Source organism: Kitasatospora sp. NPDC051914 (assembly GCF_040680995.1).
Lineage (GTDB): Bacteria > Actinomycetota > Actinomycetes > Streptomycetales > Streptomycetaceae > Kitasatospora.
This window is the reverse complement of the sequence record NZ_JBFAXX010000014.1, coordinates 31,315-50,952: the sequence shown is the minus strand read 5'-3', so window position 1 is coordinate 50,952 and position 19,638 is coordinate 31,315. Positions and strand designations below refer to the sequence as shown.

Annotated in this window: 22 protein-coding genes; 8 read left to right on the top strand and 14 right to left on the bottom strand. The window is 73.8% G+C overall.

What is annotated here, in order from left to right; all coding sequences use genetic code 11:
- The first annotated feature begins 104 nt into the window (after positions 1-104).
- The gene (locus AB0M03_RS11770; protein WP_363491096.1) at positions 105-887 is read left to right on the top strand and encodes a VOC family protein; all 783 of its coding nucleotides are present in this window, start codon (positions 105-107) and stop codon (positions 885-887) included.
- Positions 888-971: 84 nt separating this feature from the next.
- Here the strand turns inward: AB0M03_RS11770 and hisF are convergent, their stop codons facing one another.
- From hisF to hisD, 8 genes are read right to left on the bottom strand one after another with little or no spacing between them, the layout of a single operon-like run.
- Complete coding sequence (gene hisF / locus AB0M03_RS11765; protein ID WP_363491094.1) at positions 972-1,742, bottom strand: imidazole glycerol phosphate synthase subunit HisF; 771 nt, start codon at positions 1,740-1,742, stop codon at positions 972-974.
- Positions 1,739-2,173, bottom strand: a complete 435-nt coding sequence (locus AB0M03_RS11760; protein ID WP_363491092.1) for a RidA family protein — start codon at positions 2,171-2,173, stop codon at positions 1,739-1,741. The genes hisF and AB0M03_RS11760 overlap by 4 nt, the downstream gene beginning before the upstream one ends.
- A complete protein-coding gene (gene priA, locus AB0M03_RS11755; RefSeq protein ID WP_363491090.1) occupies positions 2,170-2,895 on the bottom strand; it encodes a bifunctional 1-(5-phosphoribosyl)-5-((5-phosphoribosylamino)methylideneamino)imidazole-4-carboxamide isomerase/phosphoribosylanthranilate isomerase PriA in 726 nt (241 codons plus the stop codon). The genes AB0M03_RS11760 and priA overlap by 4 nt, the downstream gene beginning before the upstream one ends.
- Before the next feature lie 17 nt (positions 2,896-2,912).
- Positions 2,913-3,548, bottom strand: coding sequence for an imidazole glycerol phosphate synthase subunit HisH (gene hisH, locus AB0M03_RS11750; RefSeq protein WP_363491088.1), 636 nt, complete (start codon positions 3,546-3,548; stop codon positions 2,913-2,915).
- 29 nt (positions 3,549-3,577) lie between these two features.
- Positions 3,578-3,730 (bottom strand): hypothetical protein, encoded by a 153-nt coding sequence (locus AB0M03_RS11745; protein ID WP_363491086.1) that lies wholly within the window; start codon positions 3,728-3,730, stop codon positions 3,578-3,580.
- A complete protein-coding gene (gene hisB, locus AB0M03_RS11740) occupies positions 3,727-4,320 on the bottom strand; it encodes an imidazoleglycerol-phosphate dehydratase HisB (protein WP_095876876.1) in 594 nt (197 codons plus the stop codon). The genes AB0M03_RS11745 and hisB overlap by 4 nt, the downstream gene beginning before the upstream one ends.
- A 6-nt stretch (positions 4,321-4,326) precedes the next feature.
- Positions 4,327-5,424 carry a histidinol-phosphate transaminase gene (locus AB0M03_RS11735; RefSeq protein ID WP_363491084.1) on the bottom strand — a complete coding sequence of 366 codons (1,098 nt, stop codon included), beginning with the start codon at positions 5,422-5,424 and terminating at the stop codon, positions 4,327-4,329.
- Complete coding sequence (gene hisD / locus AB0M03_RS11730) at positions 5,421-6,746, bottom strand: histidinol dehydrogenase (RefSeq protein WP_363491082.1); 1,326 nt, start codon at positions 6,744-6,746, stop codon at positions 5,421-5,423. Before hisD ends, AB0M03_RS11735 begins: the two co-directional genes overlap by 4 nt.
- Before the next feature lie 93 nt (positions 6,747-6,839).
- Between hisD and AB0M03_RS11725 the strand changes: the two genes are divergently transcribed.
- From AB0M03_RS11725 to ybaK, 3 genes are all read left to right on the top strand, one after another.
- A complete protein-coding gene (locus tag AB0M03_RS11725) occupies positions 6,840-8,420 on the top strand; it encodes an oxidoreductase (RefSeq protein WP_363491080.1) in 1,581 nt (526 codons plus the stop codon).
- A 78-nt stretch (positions 8,421-8,498) separates the two neighbouring features.
- Complete coding sequence (locus AB0M03_RS11720) at positions 8,499-9,227, top strand: LON peptidase substrate-binding domain-containing protein (protein ID WP_363491078.1); 729 nt, start codon at positions 8,499-8,501, stop codon at positions 9,225-9,227.
- Between the two features lie 67 nt (positions 9,228-9,294).
- Positions 9,295-9,789 (top strand): Cys-tRNA(Pro) deacylase, encoded by a 495-nt coding sequence (gene ybaK, locus AB0M03_RS11715; protein WP_363491076.1) that lies wholly within the window; start codon positions 9,295-9,297, stop codon positions 9,787-9,789.
- A gap of 170 nt (positions 9,790-9,959) precedes the next feature.
- Here ybaK and AB0M03_RS11710 read toward each other — a convergent pair whose 3' ends face one another.
- The 5 genes from AB0M03_RS11710 to AB0M03_RS11690 all read right to left on the bottom strand — a co-directional run bounded on the left by AB0M03_RS11710 (position 9,960) and on the right by AB0M03_RS11690 (position 14,176).
- Positions 9,960-10,631 carry a hypothetical protein gene (locus tag AB0M03_RS11710; protein ID WP_363491074.1) on the bottom strand — a complete coding sequence of 224 codons (672 nt, stop codon included), beginning with the start codon at positions 10,629-10,631 and terminating at the stop codon, positions 9,960-9,962.
- Between the two features lie 58 nt (positions 10,632-10,689).
- Positions 10,690-11,490 (bottom strand): ABC transporter permease, encoded by an 801-nt coding sequence (locus AB0M03_RS11705; RefSeq protein WP_363491072.1) that lies wholly within the window; start codon positions 11,488-11,490, stop codon positions 10,690-10,692.
- Entirely contained in the window at positions 11,487-12,425 is a 939-nt protein-coding gene (locus AB0M03_RS11700; RefSeq protein WP_363491243.1) for an ABC transporter ATP-binding protein, read from the bottom strand. The genes AB0M03_RS11705 and AB0M03_RS11700 overlap by 4 nt, the downstream gene beginning before the upstream one ends.
- A gap of 190 nt (positions 12,426-12,615) precedes the next feature.
- On the bottom strand, positions 12,616-13,404 hold the full coding sequence (locus AB0M03_RS11695; protein ID WP_363491070.1) for a hypothetical protein: 789 nt from the start codon (positions 13,402-13,404) through the stop codon (positions 12,616-12,618).
- 16 nt (positions 13,405-13,420) lie between these two features.
- A complete protein-coding gene (locus AB0M03_RS11690; RefSeq protein ID WP_363491068.1) occupies positions 13,421-14,176 on the bottom strand; it encodes a GntR family transcriptional regulator in 756 nt (251 codons plus the stop codon).
- A gap of 140 nt (positions 14,177-14,316) precedes the next feature.
- Here AB0M03_RS11690 and AB0M03_RS11685 point away from each other — a divergent pair, with 140 nt between their 5' ends.
- The 4 genes from AB0M03_RS11685 to AB0M03_RS11670 are packed head-to-tail and all read left to right on the top strand — an operon-like array spanning position 14,317 to position 18,316.
- The gene (locus AB0M03_RS11685) at positions 14,317-15,354 is read left to right on the top strand and encodes an ABC transporter ATP-binding protein (protein ID WP_363491066.1); all 1,038 of its coding nucleotides are present in this window, start codon (positions 14,317-14,319) and stop codon (positions 15,352-15,354) included.
- Positions 15,355-15,404: 50 nt separating this feature from the next.
- Positions 15,405-16,586 carry an ABC transporter substrate-binding protein gene (locus AB0M03_RS11680; protein WP_363491241.1) on the top strand — a complete coding sequence of 394 codons (1,182 nt, stop codon included), beginning with the start codon at positions 15,405-15,407 and terminating at the stop codon, positions 16,584-16,586.
- Positions 16,587-16,594: 8 nt separating this feature from the next.
- Positions 16,595-17,479 (top strand): ABC transporter permease, encoded by an 885-nt coding sequence (locus tag AB0M03_RS11675; RefSeq protein ID WP_363491064.1) that lies wholly within the window; start codon positions 16,595-16,597, stop codon positions 17,477-17,479.
- 24 nt (positions 17,480-17,503) lie between these two features.
- On the top strand, positions 17,504-18,316 hold the full coding sequence (locus AB0M03_RS11670; protein ID WP_363491062.1) for an ABC transporter permease: 813 nt from the start codon (positions 17,504-17,506) through the stop codon (positions 18,314-18,316).
- 26 nt (positions 18,317-18,342) lie between these two features.
- Here the strand turns inward: AB0M03_RS11670 and AB0M03_RS11665 are convergent, their stop codons facing one another.
- The gene (locus AB0M03_RS11665) at positions 18,343-19,530 is read right to left on the bottom strand and encodes an NYN domain-containing protein (RefSeq protein WP_363491060.1); all 1,188 of its coding nucleotides are present in this window, start codon (positions 19,528-19,530) and stop codon (positions 18,343-18,345) included.
- Positions 19,531-19,638 lie beyond the last annotated feature (108 nt).

The following is a 19,638-nucleotide window of genomic DNA, read 5'->3' as shown; positions in this document are numbered from 1 at the left end:
CGCGATTGTCAGTGGCGCCGGTCACACTGGCTGGTGGTTGCGGCCTCATGCCTCCGCGCCCGGCGGAGCGGCCCGGCCACCGACCCTCGAAGGGGCGCACCACGATGCTCACCACGGAGTTCCGGACCGGCTCCCCCTGCTGGATCGACCTCGGGAGCCCGGACATCCCCGTGACCGCCGAGTTCTACAAGACCGTGTTCGGCTGGTCGTTCATGTCGCTGGGCGAGGAGGCCGGGAACTACGGCTTCTTCCAGCAGGAGGGCAGGACGGTCGCGGCGGTCGGGCCGCTGACGGAGGAGGGGGCCGCCCCGGCCTGGACGATCTACTTCCAGACGCCGGACGCGGACGCCACCGCGAAGACCGCGGAGCAGCACGGCGGCACGGTGCGGGCCGAGCCGATGGACGTGATGACCGCGGGCCGGATGGCGCAGCTGTCGGACCCGGCGGGCGTGCAGTTCGCGATCTGGCAGCCCGGTGAGACCAAGGGTCTGGACGTGGTCAACGACCCCAACACCTTCTGCTGGGCGGAGCTCCACACTCCGGACCCGTCGGCGGCGACGGCGTTCTACCAGGCGCTGTTCGGCTGGCGCACGGAGGCGGTGGAGATGCCGGGGATGACGTACACGGTGGTCTCCACGGCCGAGGGCGGCGAGGCGCGGGAGGTCTCGCTGGGCGGTGTGGCGCCGCTGCAGAGCGAGCAGGAGCCGGTCCGCTGGGTGCCGTACTTCGAGGTCACCGACGTGGACGCGGTGCTGGGCCGGGCCGAGCACAGCGGCGGTGCGGTCGTGATGCCGGGCATGGACGTGCCGGGGGTCGGCCGGATGGGCTGGGCGACGGACCCGCACGGCGCGGTGTTCGCGATCATCAAGAGCGAGATGCCGTCCTGACGGGGTCGCCGTCCTGACCTCGGGGTGCCGAAACGCGCCCGGGCCCGCCGGTGGTCGGCGGGCCCGGGCGGTGGCCGGTGCGGTTCAGCGGACGGGGTGGCCGCTGCTGCGCAGTGCGTCCTTGACCTGGCCGATGGTCAGGTCGCCGAAGTGGAAGACGGAGGCGGCGAGCACCGCGTCGGCCCCGGCGTCGACGGCGGGGGCGAAGTCGGCGAGCTTGCCGGCGCCACCGGAGGCGATCACCGGGACGGCGACGTTCTTGCGGACGGCGCGGATCATCTCCAGGTCGTAGCCGTCCTTGGTGCCGTCGGCGTCCATGGAGTTGAGCAGGATCTCACCGGCGCCCAACTCGGCGGCGCGGACGGCCCATTCGACGGCGTCGAGGCCGGTGCCGCGGCGGCCGCCGTGGGTGGTGACCTCGAAGCCGGAGGGCGTCACGGTGCCTTCGGGGGTGCGCCTGGCGTCGACGGAGAGCACCAGCACCTGGCGGCCGAAGCGTTCGGCGATCTCGCGGATCAGCTCGGGGCGGGCGATCGCGGCGGTGTTGACGCCGACCTTGTCGGCGCCGGCCCGCAGCAGCTTGTCGACGTCGTCGGCGGTGCGGACGCCGCCGCCGACGGTGAGCGGGATGAAGACCTGTTCGGCGGTGCGGCGCACCACGTCGTAGGTGGTCTCCCGGTCACCGGAGGAGGCGGTGATGTCCAGGAAGGTCAACTCGTCGGCGCCCTGGGCGTCGTAGGCCTTGGCGAGTTCCACCGGGTCGCCGGCGTCGCGCAGGTTCTGGAAGTTGACGCCCTTGACGACCCGCCCGGCGTCGACGTCCAGGCAGGGGATGACACGTACTGCGAGGCTCACTGCTTGCCTTCCAACGAGGTTGCCAGCCCGGCACGATATGCCTCGAGTTCGACCTCGACCATCATCCGGGAGTCGATCAGGCCCTGGACCACGACCATGGTCGCCACCGGGCGGATCGTGTCGAAGAGTTTCTTGTGCGCCCGGCCGACCTCGTCGCAGTCCCGGATGTGGGTGATGAACATCCGGGTGCGGACGACGTCGGCCGCGGAGAGCCCGTACTCGGCGAGGGCCTTGAAGGCGACCTCGAACGCCGTGAGGGTCTGGGTGTACGGGTCTCCCTCGTGATGGACCATGCCGCCCTCGAACGCGGTGGTGCCGGCGACGAGGACGGTGTCCCCGACCGCGACGGCCCGGGAGTAGCCGAACTGGTCCTCCCACGGGGAGGAGCCGGACACTCGGTACGGACGTGATGCGGCCGGGACCTCTGTCATCGGGACACCGCCTCCAGGGCCTCTTCGAGGGTGAACTTCTGCTCGTAGAGGGCCTTGCCCACAATGGCGCCCTCGACACCCTCGCCGGTCAGGGTGGCGATGGCGCGCAGGTCGTCCAGCGAGGAGACGCCGCCGGAGGCGACCACCGGCTTGTCGGTGGCGGCGCAGACGTTGCGCAGCAGCTCCAGGTTGGGGCCGGTGAGGGTGCCGTCGCGGTTGACGTCGGTGACGACGTAGCGGGCGCAGCCCTCGGAGTCGAGGCGGGCGAGGACCTCGTAGAGGTTGCCGCCGTCGCGGGTCCAGCCGCGGCCGCGCAGGGTGGTGCCGACGACGTCCAGGCCGACGGCGATCTTGTCGCCGTGCTCGGCGATGACCTTGGCGACCCACTCGGGGGTCTCCAGGGCGGCGGTGCCGAGGTTGACCCGGGTGCAGCCGGTGGCGAGGGCGGCGGCGAGCGACTCGTCGTCGCGGATGCCGCCGGAGAGCTCGACCTTGATGTCGAGGCGGCCGGTGACCTCGGCGAGCAGCTCGCGGTTGCTGCCGGTGCCGAAGGCGGCGTCGAGGTCGACCAGGTGCAGCCACTCGGCGCCGGCGTTCTGCCAGGCGAGGGCGGAGGCGAGGGGCTCGCCGAAGGAGGTCTCGGTGCCGGAGGCGCCCTTGACCAGGCGGACGGCCTGGCCGTCGCGGACGTCGACGGCGGGGAGCAGTTCGAGGCGGCTCATGTGTTCGACCTTCGGCTTCAGAGGGTGCTGACCCAGTTGGTCAGCAGGGCGGCGCCGGCGTCGCCGGACTTCTCGGGGTGGAACTGGGTGGCCCAGAGCGGGCCGTTCTCCACGGCGGCGACGAACGGGTGGCCGTGGGTGGCCCAGGTGACCAGCGGGGCGTGCAGCCGGGCGCTGTGGACCTCCAGCTCCCACCGGCGGACGCCGTAGGAGTGGACGAAGTAGAACCGGGTGTCGGCGTCGAGGCCGGCGAACATCCGGCTGCCCTCGGGGACGTCGACGGTGTTCCAGCCCATGTGCGGGACGATCGGGGCGTCCAGCGGTTCGACGGTGCCGGGCCACTCGTCGCAGCCCTCCGTCTCCACGCCGTGCTCGACGCCGCGGGCGAAGAGGATCTGCATGCCGACGCAGATGCCGAGGACGGGCCGGCCGCCCGCGAGGCGGCGGCCGATGATCTGCTCGCCGCGGACGGCCTTGAGACCGCGCATGCAGGCCTCGAAGGCGCCGACGCCGGGGACGAGCAGCCCGTCGGCGTCCAGGGCGGCCTGGAAGTCGGAGGTGACGGTGACGTTCGCGCCGGTGCGCTCGACGGCGCGCTGCGCGGAACGGAGGTTGCCGGAGCCGTAGTCGAGGACGACGACGTTCTTGGCCATGGAGGAAAGGTCCAGTCTCTCGAGGCCGGCTACAGGCGCATGATGCCGGCGGCCAGGCACATCACGGCGCCGATCGCGAGCACCGCGATGACGCCCTTGGGCAGCTTCTGCTTCCAGAACGAGATCACGCCGCCGGTCAGGAAGAGGCCGACGAAGATCAGTGCGATCGCGATGTTGCTCACAGGGCGCCCTTGGTCGAGGGGAGGATGCCGGCCGCGCGCGGGTCGCGCTCGGAGGCGTAGCGCAGCGCGCGGGCAAGCGCCTTGAACTGGCACTCGACGATGTGGTGGGCGTTGCGCCCGTACGGGACGTGGACGTGCAGGGCGATCTGCGCCTGTGCGACGAACGACTCCAGGATGTGCCGGGTCATGGTGGTGTCGTAGCTGCCGATCATCGGCGCCATGTTCTCCGGCTCGGTGTGCACCAGGTAGGGGCGGCCGGAGAGGTCGACGGTGACCTGGGCGAGCGACTCGTCCAGCGGGACGGTGCAGTTGCCGAAGCGGTAGATGCCCACCTTGTCGCCGAGTGCCTGCTTGAAGGCGGCGCCCAGCGCGAGGGCGGTGTCCTCGATGGTGTGGTGGGTGTCGATGTGCAGGTCGCCGTCGGTCTTGACCGTGAGGTCGAAGAGGCCGTGGCGGCCGAGCTGGTCGAGCATGTGGTCGTAGAACCCGACGCCCGTCGAGATCTCGGTCTTCCCGGTGCCGTCGAGGTCGATCTCGACGAGGACCGAGGTCTCCTTGGTGGTGCGTTCGACGCGGCCGATACGGGACATGCGGGGTTACAGCTCCTTGATCACGAGACGGACGGCGTCCAGGAAGGCGTCGTTCTCGGCGGGGGTGCCGGCGGTGACGCGCAGCCACCCGGGGACGCCGTTGTCGCGGACGAGCACGCCGCGGTCGAGGATCGCCTGCCACACGGCGTGGGTGTCGGCGAAGCGGCCGAACTGGATGAAGTTGGCGTCGGAGTCGGTGACTTCGACACCGAGGCCGCGCAGGGCGTCGACGACGCGGTCCCGCTCGGCCTTGAGCTGCTCGACGTAGCCGAGCAGGGTGTCGGTGTGCTCCAGGCAGGCGAGCGCGGTGGCCTGGGTGACGGCCGACAGGTGGTAGGGCAGCCGGACGAGCTGCACGGCGTCGACCACGGCCGGGTCGGCGGCCAGGTAGCCGAGCCTGAGGCCCGCCGCGCCGAACGCCTTCGACATGGTGCGGGAGACCACCAGGTTGGGGCGGCCCTCGATCAGCGGCAGCAGCGAGTCGCGGTGCGAGAACTCGACGTACGCCTCGTCGACGATCACCAGGCTGGGCCGGGCGGCCTGCGCGGCCTCGTACAGGGCGAGGACGGTGTCGGCGGCGACGGCGGTGCCGGTCGGGTTGTTCGGCGAGCAGACGAAGAGGACGTTCGGCCGCTTCTCGGCGATCGCGGCGCGGGCCGCGTCGAGGTCGATGGTGAAGTCCTCGTTGCGCGGGCCGGAGATCCAGCCGGTGCCGGTGCCGCGGGAGATCAGCGCGTGCATCGAGTACGAGGGCTCGAAGCCGAGCGCGGTGCGGCCGGGGCCGCCGAAGGTCTGCAGCAGCTGCTGGAGGACCTCGTTGGAGCCGTTGGCGGCCCAGACCTGCTGCCGGGTGACGGCGTGGCCGGTGGTGCGGGTGAGGTAGGCGGCGAGGCCCTCGCGCAGCTCGACGGCGTCCCGGTCCGGGTAGCGGTTGAGGTGGCGGGCGGCCTCGGCGACCCGCTCGGCGATCCGGGCGACCAGCGGCTCGGGCAGCGGGTACGGGTTCTCGTTGGTGTTCAGCTGGACGGGGACGTCGAGCTGCGGCGCACCGTACGGGGACTGTCCGCGCAGTTCGTCGCGGATGGGGAGGTCGTCGATCTTCAAGAGTTGGGCACCGTCCAGTCGAAGCGGGCCCGGATGGCGTCACCGTGGCCGGGCAGGTCCTCGGCGTTCGCGAGGTTCACCACGTGCGCGGCGACGTCCGCCAGCGCCTCGCGGGAGTAGTCCACGACGTGGATGCCGCGCAGGAAGGACTGCACGGACAGGCCGGAGGAGTGGCAGGCGCAGCCGCCGGTGGGCAGCACGTGGTTGGAGCCGGCCGCGTAGTCGCCGAGCGAGACCGGGGCGTAGCTGCCGATGAAGACCGCGCCGGCGTTGCGGACCCGGGCGGCGACCGCGCGGGCGTCGCGGGTCTGGATCTCCAGGTGCTCGGCGGCGTAGGCGTTGACCACGTCGAGGCCCTGCTCGACGTCGTCGACCAGGACGATGCCGGACTGCTTGCCGCCGAGGGCGGTGGCGACCCGCTCGCGGTGCTTGGTGTTCGCGACCTGGGTCTCCAGCTCGGCCTCGACCGCGTCGGCGAGCGCGAGCGAGTCGGTGACCAGCACGGAGGCGGCCATCGGGTCGTGCTCGGCCTGGCTGATCAGGTCGGCGGCGACCTCGCGCGGGGAGGCGGTCTCGTCCGCGAGGATCGCGATCTCGGTCGGGCCGGCCTCCGCGTCGATGCCGATCCGGCCCTTGAGCAGGCGCTTGGCGGCGGCGACGTAGATGTTGCCGGGGCCGGTCACCAGGTTGACCGGGCGGCACTCCTCGGTGCCGTAAGCGAACATGGCGACCGCCTGGGCGCCGCCGACCGCGTACACCTCGGTGACGCCGAGCAGGGCGCAGGCGGCGAGGATCGTCGGGTGGACGCTGCCTCCGCCCCACTCACTGTTGAAAGGGGCCTTCTGCGGCGGGGAGGAGACGGCGATGCCGGGCACGCCGGCCTCCTGCGCGGGGACGACGTTCATCACCACGGAGGACGGGTAGACCGCGAGGCCGCCCGGCACGTACAGGCCGACCCGGTCGACCGGCACCCAGCGCTCGGTGACCGTGCCGCCCGGCACCACCTCGGTGGTGTGGTCGGTGCGGCGCTGCTCGCGGTGGACGAGGCGGGCGCGGCGGATCGACTCCTCCAGCGCGGCGCGCACCTTCGGGTCGAGGCTCTCCAGGGCGGCGGTGATCCGCTCCTCGGGCACCTTGGTGGACTCGAGCTTCACCCCGTCGAAGCGCTCCGTGATCTCGACCAGTGCCGCGACCCCGCGATGGCGTACGTCCTCGCAGATCGGCCGCACCTTCTCCAGGGCGGCCTCCACGTCGAACTCGGCACGGGGCAGCAGGTCGCGCGGGTCCGAAACGGAGCCGCGCAGGTCGATTCGAGAGATCACACGGCCCAGTGTAAGGAGTGGCCGGAAACGGCGGCCGCGCATTTCAGTCCGTGATACGAACGGCGAGACGGCCGAAGATCACCAGGGGGGACGATGGCGGAGACCGCACCGGACGGCTGGACGGACGCCGAGCAGCGGCTGTGGGAGGCCTTCCGGCAGGGCGAGAGGCTCGATCTGCGGACCGGCGGGGACGCCGAGGACGGCGCCGTGCGCGGCGGCGACTGGGGCGCGGAGCGCACGGTGCGCGCCGAGGTCCTCGCCCGGCTGCTGCTGCACGGCCCGGAGGCCGCCGAGGGCCGGGTCGCCTCCCTCAGGCTGGTCGGCGCGTACGTCACCGGACCGCTGGACCTGGCCGGCGCGGCGCTCTCCCACTACGTCGAACTGCAGCAGTGCCGCTTCGACGGCATGCTGTTCCTCGCCGAGGCCGCCGCCGGCACGATCCGCTTCATCGGCTGCCTGATACCCCGGCTGGAGGCGTCCCGGCTCGTCACCGAGGGCGACCTCCACCTGGCCCGGTGCACCGTGCCGGGCGGCGTCCGGCTCACCGACGCCAGGATCGGCAGCGACCTGCTGCTGAACCTGTCCGAGCTGGGCAGCGACCGGCACGGCCGGGCGCTGGCCGCCGACGGCGCGAGCGTCCACCAGGACCTGGAGGCCGAGCGGCTCACCGCACACGGCGGGGTCAGCCTGCGCACCGCCCGGGTCGGCGGTCGGCTGTCGCTGCGCGGCGCCGACCTGCGGGCCACGGGACCGGCCCGGAACTGCCTGGACCTCGCCCGGATCAGCGTCGGCAGCACCCTCTACCTGACCGGCTCGCTGGTCGGCGGCCGGTCGGGCGCCCGCGAGATCCAGGGCCACGGCTACGGCGCCCCCTCCGACCCGACGGCCCCGGCCACACCGTTCCGGGCCCGCGGCGGGGTACGGCTGGTCGACGGCCGGTTCGAGGGCGCCTGCCTGATCGCCAACGCCGAGTTCACCCTCACCGACCGGCAGGAGCTGTCGCTGAGCCGGATCCAGACGCCCGAGCTGCGGTTCACCTGCCCCACCCCGCCGGACGGCCCGGTCTCGCTCTCCCGCGCCCGGGTCGGCAACCTCGTCGACGCCCCCGGCTCCTGGCCGCGCCACGGCCGGGTCCGGCTCACCGGCTTCAGCTACGAGTCGCTGCGCCCCGAGGTGCCGTTCACCGTCGACCAGCGGATCGCCTGGCTGGAGGACTCCCTCGGCGAGTACCGGCCGGAGCCGTACGAGCAGCTGGCCGCCGCGCTGCGCCGGGACGGACGGGACGACGACGCCCGCCGGGTGCTGCACGCCAAGCAGCAGCGACGCCGGGCCACGCTGCCCGCACCGGCCCGGGCCTGGGGGCTGTTGCAGGACGTCACCGTCGGCTACGGCTACCGGCCCGGCCGGGCGGCGCTGTGGCTGCTGCTCGCCTGGCTGCTCGGCACCGGGTACTTCCTGCAGCACCCGCCGACCCCGCTCAAGCCCGACGAGCGGCCCACCTGGGACCCGGCGCTGTACGCCCTCGGCAAGCTGCTGCCGGTGGTCGACCTCGGCCAGAACGGCTGGAACCCGGACCGGCCCGGGCAGTGGGCGGCCGCCGCACTGGTGCTGACCGGCTGGATCCTCGCCACCACCGCCGTCACCGGCGCCACCCGGCTGCTGCAGCGCACCTGACCCGCCCGGGGCGGCCGGGGCGCGCTCTGCGGCAAAAGGGCGAGGTCGCCGGGGCCTGCGGCAACTACGCTGTGCGCCGTGACAGAACGGCTGCCGCTCTTCCCGCTCAACTCGGTCCTCTACCCGGGCCTGGTGATGCCCCTGCACGTCTTCGAGGAGCGCTACCGCCGACTCGTCGCCGACCTGCTCGACCGGCCCGAGGAGGAACCGCGCCGTTTCGGGGTGATCGCCATCCGGGACGGGCGCGAGGTCGCCCCCGTCCGGGAGAACGACGGCCCGGCCGGTCCGCTGGACGGGCTGGGCACCGCCACCGGCGACCCGCTGGAGGCGCTCTACAAGGTCGGCTGTGTCGCGGACGTCACCTCCGCCCGCCGGCAGTCCGACGGCGGCTACGAGCTGCTGGTCACCGGCACCACCCGGTTCACCCTGACCTCGATCGACGCGGGCGGCGCCTACCTGGTGGGCGAGACCGAGCCGCTGGACGAGCCGTCCGGCGAGGGCTCGGGGGCGCTCGCCGCAGCGGTGGAACGGGCCTTCCGGGAGTACCGCAAGCGGCTCGCCGGGGCGCGGGAGGCGAGCCTCGCCGGCGACTCCGACCTGCCGCTCGACCCGCAGGTGCTGTCCTACCTGGTGGCGGCCGCCACCGTGCTGCCCGCGCCGGTCAAGCAGGAACTGCTGGCCGCCCCGGACACCGCGCAGCGGCTCACCGCCGAGCTGGAACTGCTCCGCCGGGAGACCGCGCTGCTGACCTGGCTGCCCTCCCTGCCGGCCGCGGACCTCACCCGCCAGGCCTTCAGCCCCAACTGACCCGACCCGGCCGACCTGACCGACCCGATCGACCCGATCGACCCGACCGAGCCCAGGAGGGCCGCCGATGGCGAAGAAGACCAGGAAGGGCGGCCAGGGCACCCCGGCCACTGTCGCCCTGGAGGCCGCCGGAGTCGCGTACACCGTGCACGCCTACGACCACGACCCGGCCGCGGCCTCCTACGGCGGGGAGGCCGCCGAGCTCCTGGGCATCCCGGCCGGGCGGGTGTTCAAGACGCTGGTCGCCGACGTCGACGGCGCCCTGACCGTGGGCATCGTGCCGGTCTCCGGGCAGCTCGACCTCAAGGCCCTGGCGGCGGCGGTCGGCGGCAAGCGGGCGGCGATGGCCGACCCGGCGGCCGCCGAGCGCAGCAGCGGCTACGTACGCGGCGGCATCTCCCCGCTCGGGCAGCGGCGGGCACTGCGCACGGTGCTGGACGAGAGCGCGCTCGGCCACCCGACGGTGTTCGTCTCGGCCGGCCGCCGCGGTCTGGAGGTCGAACTCGCCCCGGCCGACCTGGTGGCCCTGACGAAGGCGCACACCGCACCGATCGGCCGCTAGGGCACCCACGAGGGGCGCGGGGGCTGCGCAGTCCGGGAGCGAGTGACTGCACAGACACGGCAAGCCCTTGATCCGCACAGTGACCGCATCCGGGACCGCATCCGAATTGCGCAGTTCTCCCCCAGCCTTCGGCCGGGAGGTGCCCCCACGCGCCCCTGAGGGGGCACCCATCAGTCGGTGGGGTGATGGCCGTCCTGCGGGTGGTCGGCCCAGGGCTGCGGGGAGGCCCAGTACGGGGGCGGGTCCTCCTCGCGTTTGCCGAAGGCGGCGGACAGGACGAGCAGCAGCACCATGGCCGTCATCGGCCACACCAGCAGGGCGCCGTGTGCGCCGAGCTCCAGCGGGGCGCTGAACCGGCCGCCGTCGCCGGCCTGCCGGGCGTGCGCGACCAGGTCGGAGGTCGGGCCGAGGCGCGTGCCGAGCTGCCAGGCGATCACCGAGCCGGCCAGGCCGCCGAGCGCGAGGCCCACGGCCACCGCGATGCCGCCGCCACGGCTGCGGGTCAGCAGGAAGGCGGCCAGCGCGGTGACCACGCCCGCGCCGAGGCCGAGCAGGGCGAAGACGCTGTCGGCGCCGGCCCGCTGCTCGCCCTCCGGGTCCGCGTACAGCAGCTGCTCGCCCTTGACGACCAGGCCCACCCGCGGGGCCAGCCAGAGCCAGAGCAGTCCGAGCACCACACCGAGCAGCGCCCCGGCGACCGTGATCAGCGCACCGATCCGCAGCTCGGGGAGCAGGGCGCGCTTCGGCCGCTCCCGTGGTGCGGGTGGGGGCGGCGGGGCGAACGGGTCGTGCGGGGCGGCCGGCTCGGCGCCCGGGCCCGTAGGTGTGTTCGGTGCGGTCACCGGGCCATCGTTTCACGACCGGGCGCGAAGCGGTCGGGTCGGGAGCGCCGTCGCACGGTCAGCGGGTGGCCCTCCGGTACGCCCAGGTGGCCGCGGTGAGCGAGCAGAGGCCGACGGCGCCGCAGACCGCGAGGTCGCCGAGGACGGCGGCCCAGTCCGGCGACGGGGCGAAGGTGCGGGCGAAGGCCTCCACGCCGTAGGTGGAGGGCAGCAGGTCGCGCAGCCAGCGGACGGGCTCCGGCAGGTTGCCGGCCGGCAGCACGCCGAGCAGCAGCGCGGCGGACATGCCGAGCTGGCCGAGCAGGGTGGCGATCTCCTGACGCTTGGCGAGCAGGCCGCAGGCGGCGCCGAGGCCGGAGAGGGCCGCCCCGGCGAGCGGGACGACCGCGAGCAGCACCCACAGGTGGCCGGTGGGCAGGTCGAAGAGCCAGGCGCCGGCCGCGGCGGTGACCAGGGTGCCGGGCAGGGTGAAGGAGGCGTAGGCGCCGGCCGCGCCGAGCACCACGGCGGCCGGCGGCACCGGCAGGGTGGCGTAGTGGTCGAGGCCGCCGGTGGCGCGCAGCCGGCCGAAGTACTGGGCGAGCAGGTTGAGCGCGACGAAGGCGACGACCAGGACGGCCGAGCCGGCCACCACGGCGTGCGCGGCCGGGTTGTCACCGGGGTCGACGACGCCGCGCATCATCACCAGGATGCCGAGCGACTGGAAGGTGGCCACGAAGAGCAGCGGGATGCGGGCCACCTTGGCGCGGGCCAGCTGGGCGCGGTAGACCGCGGCGAGCGAGGGCAGCAGCCGGGCGGCGGGGGCGAGCTCGGCGGGGGCGGCGACGGCGGCGGGCGCCGGGGTGTCGAGGAGCGTCACTTGGCGAGTCCTTTGTGCCGTCCGCCGAGCTTGAGGTAGGCGTCCTCCAGGCTGGGGGTGGCCAGGGTGAAGTCGTCGAGGGCGGCGAAGGCGCTGCCGCTGGTGACCGCGGCGACCAGCTCGCGGGCCTGCTCGGGGGTGGTGCGGACGGTCCAGCGGCGGCCGGTGCGCTCGGCCCGGGCGGCGAGTTCGGCGACCGCGGGGACGTCGAGCGGGGCGTCGGTGCGCCACACCAGGTCGAGCCGGACGTCGCCGTCGACCAGGGCCTTCAGGCCGCCCGGGGTGTCGCAGGCGATGACCCGGCCGTCGTCGACGACGGCGACCCGGTCGAGCACCGTCTCGGCCTCGATCACGTTGTGGGTGACCAGCAGGACGGTGGTGCCGCGCTCGGCGCGGCGGCGGTCCACGGCGGACCAGACGGCGCGCCGGGCGACCGGGTCCATGCCGGTGGTGGGCTCGTCGAGGACGAGCAGCGGCCGCTCGCCGACCAGGGCGGCGGCGAAGCAGGCGAGGCGGCGCTGGCCGCCGGAGAGCTTGGCGAGCGGGCGGGCGGCGAGCGGCTCCAGGCCGAGTTCGGCGAGCACCTCGGCCGCCTCGGCGCGGGCCTGTGCGCGGCCCAGGCCGCGCAGCCGTCCGGTGGTCTCGGCGGCGAGGGCGACGGTCAGCTCGTCCAGCGCGGTGGACTCCTGGCCGAGGTAGGCGAGCAGCCGGGCGGCCCGCTCGGGGTGGCGGACGACGTCGTGGCCGAGGATGTCGACGGTGCCGGCGTCCGGGCGGAGCAGGCCGGTGAGCTGGCGCACCAGGGTGGACTTGCCGGCGCCGTTCGGGCCGAGCAGGCCGAAGATCTCGCCGCGCCGCACGGTCAGGTCGATCCCGGCGTTCGCGCGGACCTCGACGGCCTTGGTGCCGCTGCCGCTGCGGTAGGTCTTGGCCAGTCCGCGGACGGTGCAGCAGGCCGGGCCCGGAAGGGTGTCCCGGGCCGGCGGCGGGTCCGGGGGTGCCTGCCGGTCGGTGTCGCTCACGCGAGAAGACTTTACGCTCCGCGGCACCCGAACCGGGCACGGGGGCCGGTGCGGACTGCCGGGGGCCGCCGCGGCGCGACCGGCCGGCGGTCGGCCGGTGCGGTCAGCCGGCCGGGGCGGTGGCGAGGACGATCGGGATGCTGCCGCAGGCGCGCAGCCGGGCGCCGTAGTGGTCGGCTGCGCCGTCGGGGCCGGTGAGCACCGCCGCGAAGTCCGGGCCGCGCAGCAGCGAGCCGGCTAGGTAGCGGGTGTCGGTGGAGACGGCGACCCGGCCGCGGGCGTTGACCAGGCAGGCGGGTCCTGGCAGTTCGCGCAGGACGGGCATCACGGCCGCCTCGAAGTGCGAGAGGTAGACGTCGGCGGCGGCGACCCCGGCGAAGGCGCCGCCGACGGTCACGGGTGCGGAGAGGGTGAGGCTGTACTCGTCCGAGCACAGGTAGTCGACGTACGGGCCGGCGACGGCGCGCAGGCCGGTGTCGCGGGGCAGTGCGTACCAGTCCCAGTGCGTGTAGTCGGAGTACGCGGAGTGGCCGGGGTCGAGGTCGAGCAGCAGCGGGCGGACGGTCCCGTCGGCGCCGCTCTGCCACCACTCCAGCCAGGCGGGGACGTCGGCGAGCAGGCCGGGGGCGGCGACGAAGCCGATGCCGGAGACCAGGCCGAGCCGGCCGAGCCGGTGCTCGAGGCCGGGGCGGAGTGCGGCGAGGTCGCCCGTGGTGGGCGGGGTGCCGCGGTCGGCGGCGGCCGTGAGGACGGCCGTGGTGTCGGCGAGGGTCTCGGCCACCGCCTCGAAGACGACCTCCAGGGTGTCGCGGACCCGCGCGGCCACGTCGGCGGCGGTCGCCTCGGCCGGGGTGTCCGCCGCGCCGCCCGCGGACGGGTGACTGCTTCCCATGGGTGCTCTCCTCCGGTCAGCGACCGCCGGTGCCCGGTGGCGCGAGCCGGAGGCCGATCAGGCGGGCCACGGACTCCTCGGCGCACTGCTCGGCCAGGGCTCTCGCCTGTTCGTGCGCCCCATCCTGCACGGCCGAGATCACGCTGCGGTGACGATTGCGGATTTCCTCGAGACCGCGGTCGAGGACGAGGCAGAGCAGGGCGCCGACGTCGGTCTGGATGCCGACGGCCTCGCGGGTGAGCCGGGCGGACTGGGCGGCGGCGGCGAGTTCGACGTGGAAGCGGCCGAGCATCCGGCTGCGGGCGGGCGGGTCGGCGGCCTCGCCGAGTTCGTCGAGGGTGCGGTGCAGCTGGCGGAGGTCGCCGGGTTCGGTGCGCTGGGCGGCGAGGCGGGCGGCGGCGCCGGAGACGGCGGCCCAGTGGTCGCCGAGGTCGCGCAGCTCGTCGGTGCTCCAGGCGGCGAGGAGGGCGTGCAGGCGGTCGGCGGCGGGGGCGTCGGGGAGGGTGACGAAGCTGCCACCCCCGCGGCCGCGGCGGGTGGTGACCAGGCCCTGCTGGCGCAGGGCCATCAGGGCTTCGCGCAGGGTGACGGTGGAGACGCCGAGCTGGGCGGCGAGGTCGCTCTCGCCGGGCAGCTGCTCGCCGTCGGCGAGGAGGCCCAGCTCGATGGCGTCGGAGAGACGCCGCACGACCGTGTCGACCCGGGCCCGGGTGTCGACGGGCGCGAAGACCGCGCGCCGGGCGCCGCCCACGTCCTGTGCCACTGCCACCACCTTGTCGTTGGCTCAAGCTTTACCTTACTGGGGTCTTGAACTTAGAACTATGACTTCATATGTTTCATCACCAAGTTCACCGGCCCGCCCCGGAGCGGTCGGGGCACGCCGGGTCCGCACCCCACCAGAAAGGGCCTCCCATGGACGGGACAGCCATCCGGCTGCGCGGTCTGCGCAAGTCCTTCGGCCGGACCGAGGTCGTGGCCGGAGTCGACCTGGACATCGCCGACGGCGAGTTCTTCTCGATGCTGGGGCCCTCCGGTTCGGGCAAGACCACCGTGCTGCGGATGGTCGCCGGCTTCGAGGCGCCGAGCAGCGGCACCGTCGAACTGGCCGGCCGGGACGTCACCCGGCTCGCCCCGTTCGAGCGGGACGTGCACACCGTGTTCCAGGACTACGCCCTCTTCCCGCACATGACCGTCGAGCAGAACGTCGCCTACGGCCTGAAGATCCGCAGGGTGCCCCGGGCCGAACGGTCCGAGCGCGCCCGCGAGGCCCTGGCGGGCGTCCGCCTCGAAGGCCTCGGCGACCGCCGCCCGGCCCAGCTCTCCGGCGGCCAGCGCCAGCGCGTCGCCCTCGCCCGCGCCCTGGTCAACCGGCCCCGGGTGCTGCTGCTCGACGAGCCGCTCGGCGCACTCGACCTCAAGCTCCGCGAGCAGATGCAGATCGAGCTCAAGGCGCTGCAGCGGGAGGTCGGCATCACCTTCGTCTTCGTCACCCACGACCAGGACGAGGCGCTCACCATGAGCGACCGCATCGCCGTCTTCAACCGCGGCCGGATCGAGCAGGTCGGCACCCCCGCCGAGATCTACGAGCGGCCCGCCACCCCCTTCGTCGCCGGCTTCGTCGGCGCCTCCAACCTGCTCACCGGCCCCGCGGCCGAGCAGGTCCTCGGCCGGGCCGGCACCTACAGCATCCGCCCGGAGAAGATCCGGGTGCTGGCCGAGTCCGCGGCCGCCGGCGAGGCCGCCCACCCCACCGTCGCGGGCACGGTCGCCGAGGTCGTCTACCTCGGCGACGCCACCCGCTTCCTGGTCGACCTGGACACCGGCGGCCGGCTCACCGCCCTCCAGCAGAACCTCGACACCTCCTCCGAGGACGTCGCCGCCTTCCGCGGCTCCCGGGTCCGGCTGCAGTGGCACCCCCGCCACAACGTCGCCGTCCCGGAAACCCCCTGACCCGCCCCCAGCAGCCCCTCCCCCTCACCCCCGTGGAGACCCCCGTGCGCATGCCCCGTCCGCTGAAGACGGCCTCCGCCGTCGGCGCCCTCGTCCTCGCCGCCGCCTGCGGCTCCGCCGGCACCACCGCCTCCGGGCCGAAGCCGCCCAAGCTCGCGGCGCAGCAGTCCCTGGGCGCCGGCGAGGGCTCCGTCAACCTGATCGCCTGGGCCGGCTACGTCGAGGACGGCGGCAACGACCCCGAGACGGACTGGGTCAGCGACTTCGAGAAGCAGACCGGCTGCCAGGTCAACGCCAAGGTCGCGGCCTCCTCCGACGAGATGGTCAGCCTGATGAAGACCGGCCAGTACGACGCGGTGTCCGCCTCCGGCGACGCCTCGCTGCGGCTGATCGCCGGCGGTGACGCCGCCCCGGTGAACACCGCCCTCGTCCCGAACTACGCCGACGTCTTCGCCGGCCTGAAGAACCAGGCCTGGAACTCCGTCGACGGCGTCTCCTACGGCATCCCGCACGGCCGCGGCGCCAACCTGCTGATGTACAACACCGAGAAGGTCTCCCCCGCGCCCGACTCCTGGTCGGTGGTCTTCGACAAGGCCGCGGCGTACAAGGGCAAGGTCACCGCGTACGACTCCCCCATCTACATCGCCGACGCCGCGCTCTACCTGATGAGGACGAAGCCGGAGCTCGGCATCACCAACCCGTACGCGCTGGACCGCACGCAGTTCGACGCGGCCGTCGCACTGCTCAAGGAGCAGAACTCCAACGTCGGCGAATACTGGAGCGACTACCTCAAGGAGATCTCCGCGTTCAAGAGCGGCGACTCCCTGGTGGGCACCAGCTGGCAGGTGATCGTCAACACCGCGCAGGCCGAGAAGGCTCCGGTCGCCGCCGTGCTGCCCAAGGAGGGCGCCACCGGCTGGTCCGACACCTGGATGGTCTCCGCCAAGGCCAAGCACCCGAACTGCGCCTACAAGTGGCTGGACTGGATCATCTCCCCGAAGGTGAACGCCCAGGTCGCCGAGTACTTCGGCGAGGCGCCCGCCAACGCGAAGTCCTGCGAGCAGACCGCCGCCAAGGACCACTGCACCACCTACCACGCCGCCGACGAGCCCTACTGGAAGAACGTCCACTTCTGGACCACGCCGGTCGCCGACTGCGTCGACGGCCGCAAGGACGCCGAGTGCGTGCCCTACCAGGAGTGGGTGCAGGCCTGGGCCGGGATCAAGGGCTGAGCCGCACCATGACGACCACCGCGCCGGCCGCCGGACCCGTCCGGCGGCTCGCCGGGGCACTGCACCGCCGGCCCCGGCTGCAGCTGTCCCTGCTGCTCTCCGCCCCGCTGGCCTGGCTCGCCCTGGCCTACCTCGGCTCCCTCGCCGTCCTGCTGATGTCGGCGTTCTGGACGACCGACACCTTCACCTCCAGCGTCGTGAAGGTCTGGAACACCGACAACTTCACCGCCCTGCTCACCACCGGCGTCTACCGCCAGGTCGCCCTGCGGAGCATCGGCGTCGCCCTCGCGGTGACCGCACTGTGCGCCGTGATCGCCCTGCCGATCGCCTTCTTCACCGCCCGCATCGCCAAGCCCCGGTGGCGGCCCCTGCTGGTGGTCGCCATCCTCACCCCGCTGTGGGCGAGCTACCTGGTCAAGGCGTACGCCTGGCGGCTCATCCTCGCCGAGGGCGGCGTGCTGGACTGGACGCTCGCCCCGCTCGGGATGCAGGGCCCCGGCTACGGCCTCACCGCGACGATCATGGTGCTGACCTACCTCTGGCTGCCGTACATGGTCCTCCCCCTGCACAACGGCCTGGAGAACCTGCCGGACAACCTGCTGGAGGCCTCCGCCGACCTCGGCGCCGGCACCGGCCGCACCCTGCGCTCGGTGGTCCTGCCGATGCTGCTGCCCTCGGTCGCCGCCGGGTCCGTCTTCACCTTCTCGCTCAGCCTCGGCGACTACATCGCCGTACAGATCGTCGGCGGGAAGACCCAGCTGATCGGCAACCTCATCTACTCCAACATCACCCTGGACCTGCCGATGGCCGCGGCCCTCGGCACCGTCCCGGTGGTGGTCATCGTCCTGTACCTGCTCGCGGTGCGCCGCACCGGAGCCCTCGGCAGCCTCTGACGGCCCGCACAGCGAAGGCCCCCCATGAATTTCTCCCGCCCCGCCCGGATCGCCCTGCGGATCGCCGCCGGGCTCGGCTTCGCGGCGATCTACCTCCCGCTGCTGCTCGTCCTGGTCAACTCGCTCAACCCCGACCGCAGCGCGAGCTGGCCCCCGCCCGGCCTCACCCTGCACTGGTGGGGCGAGGCCTGGCGCAGCACCGGCGCCCGCGACGCCCTGTGGACCTCGGTCAGGGCCGGGGCCGGCGCCACCGCGATCGCACTCGTCCTCGGCACCCTGATCGCCTTCGCCGTCCAGCGGTACCGCTTCTTCGGCCGGGAGGCGGTGTCCTTCGCGGTGGTGCTGCCGATCGCGCTGCCCGGCATCATCACCGGCGTCGCCCTCAACACCGCCTTCCGCACCGTGCTGGAGCCGCTCGGCGTGGGCCTGGGCATGTTCACCGTGGTCGTCGGCCACGCCACCTTCTGCATCGTGGTGGTCTTCAACAACGTGGCCGCCCGGCTGCGCCGCACCTCCGGCTCGTACCAGGAGGCCGCGATGGACCTGGGCGCGAACACCTTCCGGACGTTCGCGGACGTGACCTTCCCGATGATCCGCTCGGCGCTGCTGGCGGGCGGGCTGCTCGCCTTCGCGCTGTCCTTCGACGAGATCGTGGTGACGACCTTCACGGCCGGCCCCGGGGTGCAGACCCTGCCGGTGTGGATCTTCTCCAACATGGCCAGGCCGCAGCAGGCACCGGTGGTGAGCGTGGTCGCGGCGGTGCTGGTGCTGCTCTCGGTGGTCCCGATCTACCTGGCCCAGCGGCTCTCCGCCGACAACTCGGGCGGCCGGCGCTAGCGCTCCTCAGTGGTCGGCGCCGCGGGTCAGTCGTCGGCCATCGCGGTCTGTCCGCCGGGGACGCGGGTGGCGAGTTCCTTCCAGAAGCCGTCCCGGATCGCGTAGCGGTCGGCCTCGTCTATCTGGTCGTCCTTGTGCGCGAGCAGGCCGAAGCGGGCCGCGTAGCGCAGCAGTTCGCCGTCGAGGCGGTGCGGGATGCGCGGGTAGTCCGTCCACAGGACGGTGAGCCGGTCCACCGCGCCGAGCCGGTCGATCCAGCGGCGGGCGAAGACCTGGCCCACTTCGTGGGCGTCGCCGCCGACGCTGGTGATGTCCTCCTCGCGGTCGGCCCAGCGCTCGGCCGAGGTGGTGATCTGGGCGAGGGTGGGCAGGCCGTCGGCGGCCGTGGCCGGGGTGTCGGCGGTCGGGCGGTCCACCCAGCCGCGGTCGGAGGTCCAGCGCAGCACCGGCCCGCCGTGGACGGCGGCCGTGCGGTCCGCCGTGACGCGCTCGGCGGCGGAGCGCACCGCGAGGTCCTTGGGGGTGGGGACGACCTTGAGCGCGGCGGCGGGCTGCGGGCGGGCGGGCGCCGGGTCGGCCGGCGAGGGGGCGGGCACGCCGGGGGCGGCGGCGAGGATGCCGGCGATCCGCTGCCCGGTGCCGGGGGCGGGGAACGGCGCGGGCAGCTCGCGCAGCCGTACCCACCGCTCCATCCAGGCGCGGTCCAGGACCCGCCGCTCGTCGGCCTCGGCGACGAGGTCCTCGGACTGGTTGAAGTCGCCGTCGGCGGCCTGCAGCGCCCACAGGTGGACGGCGACCCCGTGCTCCTTGGCGGACATCACACCGGGCAGCAGGTCGCCGTCGCCGGTGACCAGCACCACGTCGGTGCAGGCGTGGTTGCGGGCGAGTTCGGTGAGCTCGGCGTGCATGGCCGCGTCCACGCCCTTCTGCACCCAGCGGCCCTCGGCGCGGGTCAGCGCACCGAGGCGGACGGTGACCCGGGGCAGCACCCGCAGCCGCCGGTGCTCGGGCAGCGGGCGCCGCTCGGGGGCGGCGTCGAACCAGTACACCCGCAGGAGCGGCAGGCCGGTCTCGGCCTCGGCCCGCTCGCGCAGGGCGGAGATCAGCACGGCGTGGTCGACGGCCACCCGCGACCGGGCGGGCTCGCCCACCAGCAGGCTGGCGGCGGCGCCCAGCAGGTAGCCGGCGTCGACGAGGACTACGCAGCGGTCCACGTCCGCTCCTCTCCTCCGAACGACCCCCGGTGGGGCGGGGGTGGGACGCCCCTCGCGGGCGTGGGGAATTGGGCAGTGCTTACCCTCGGAGGCGCCGCCGAACCGCTG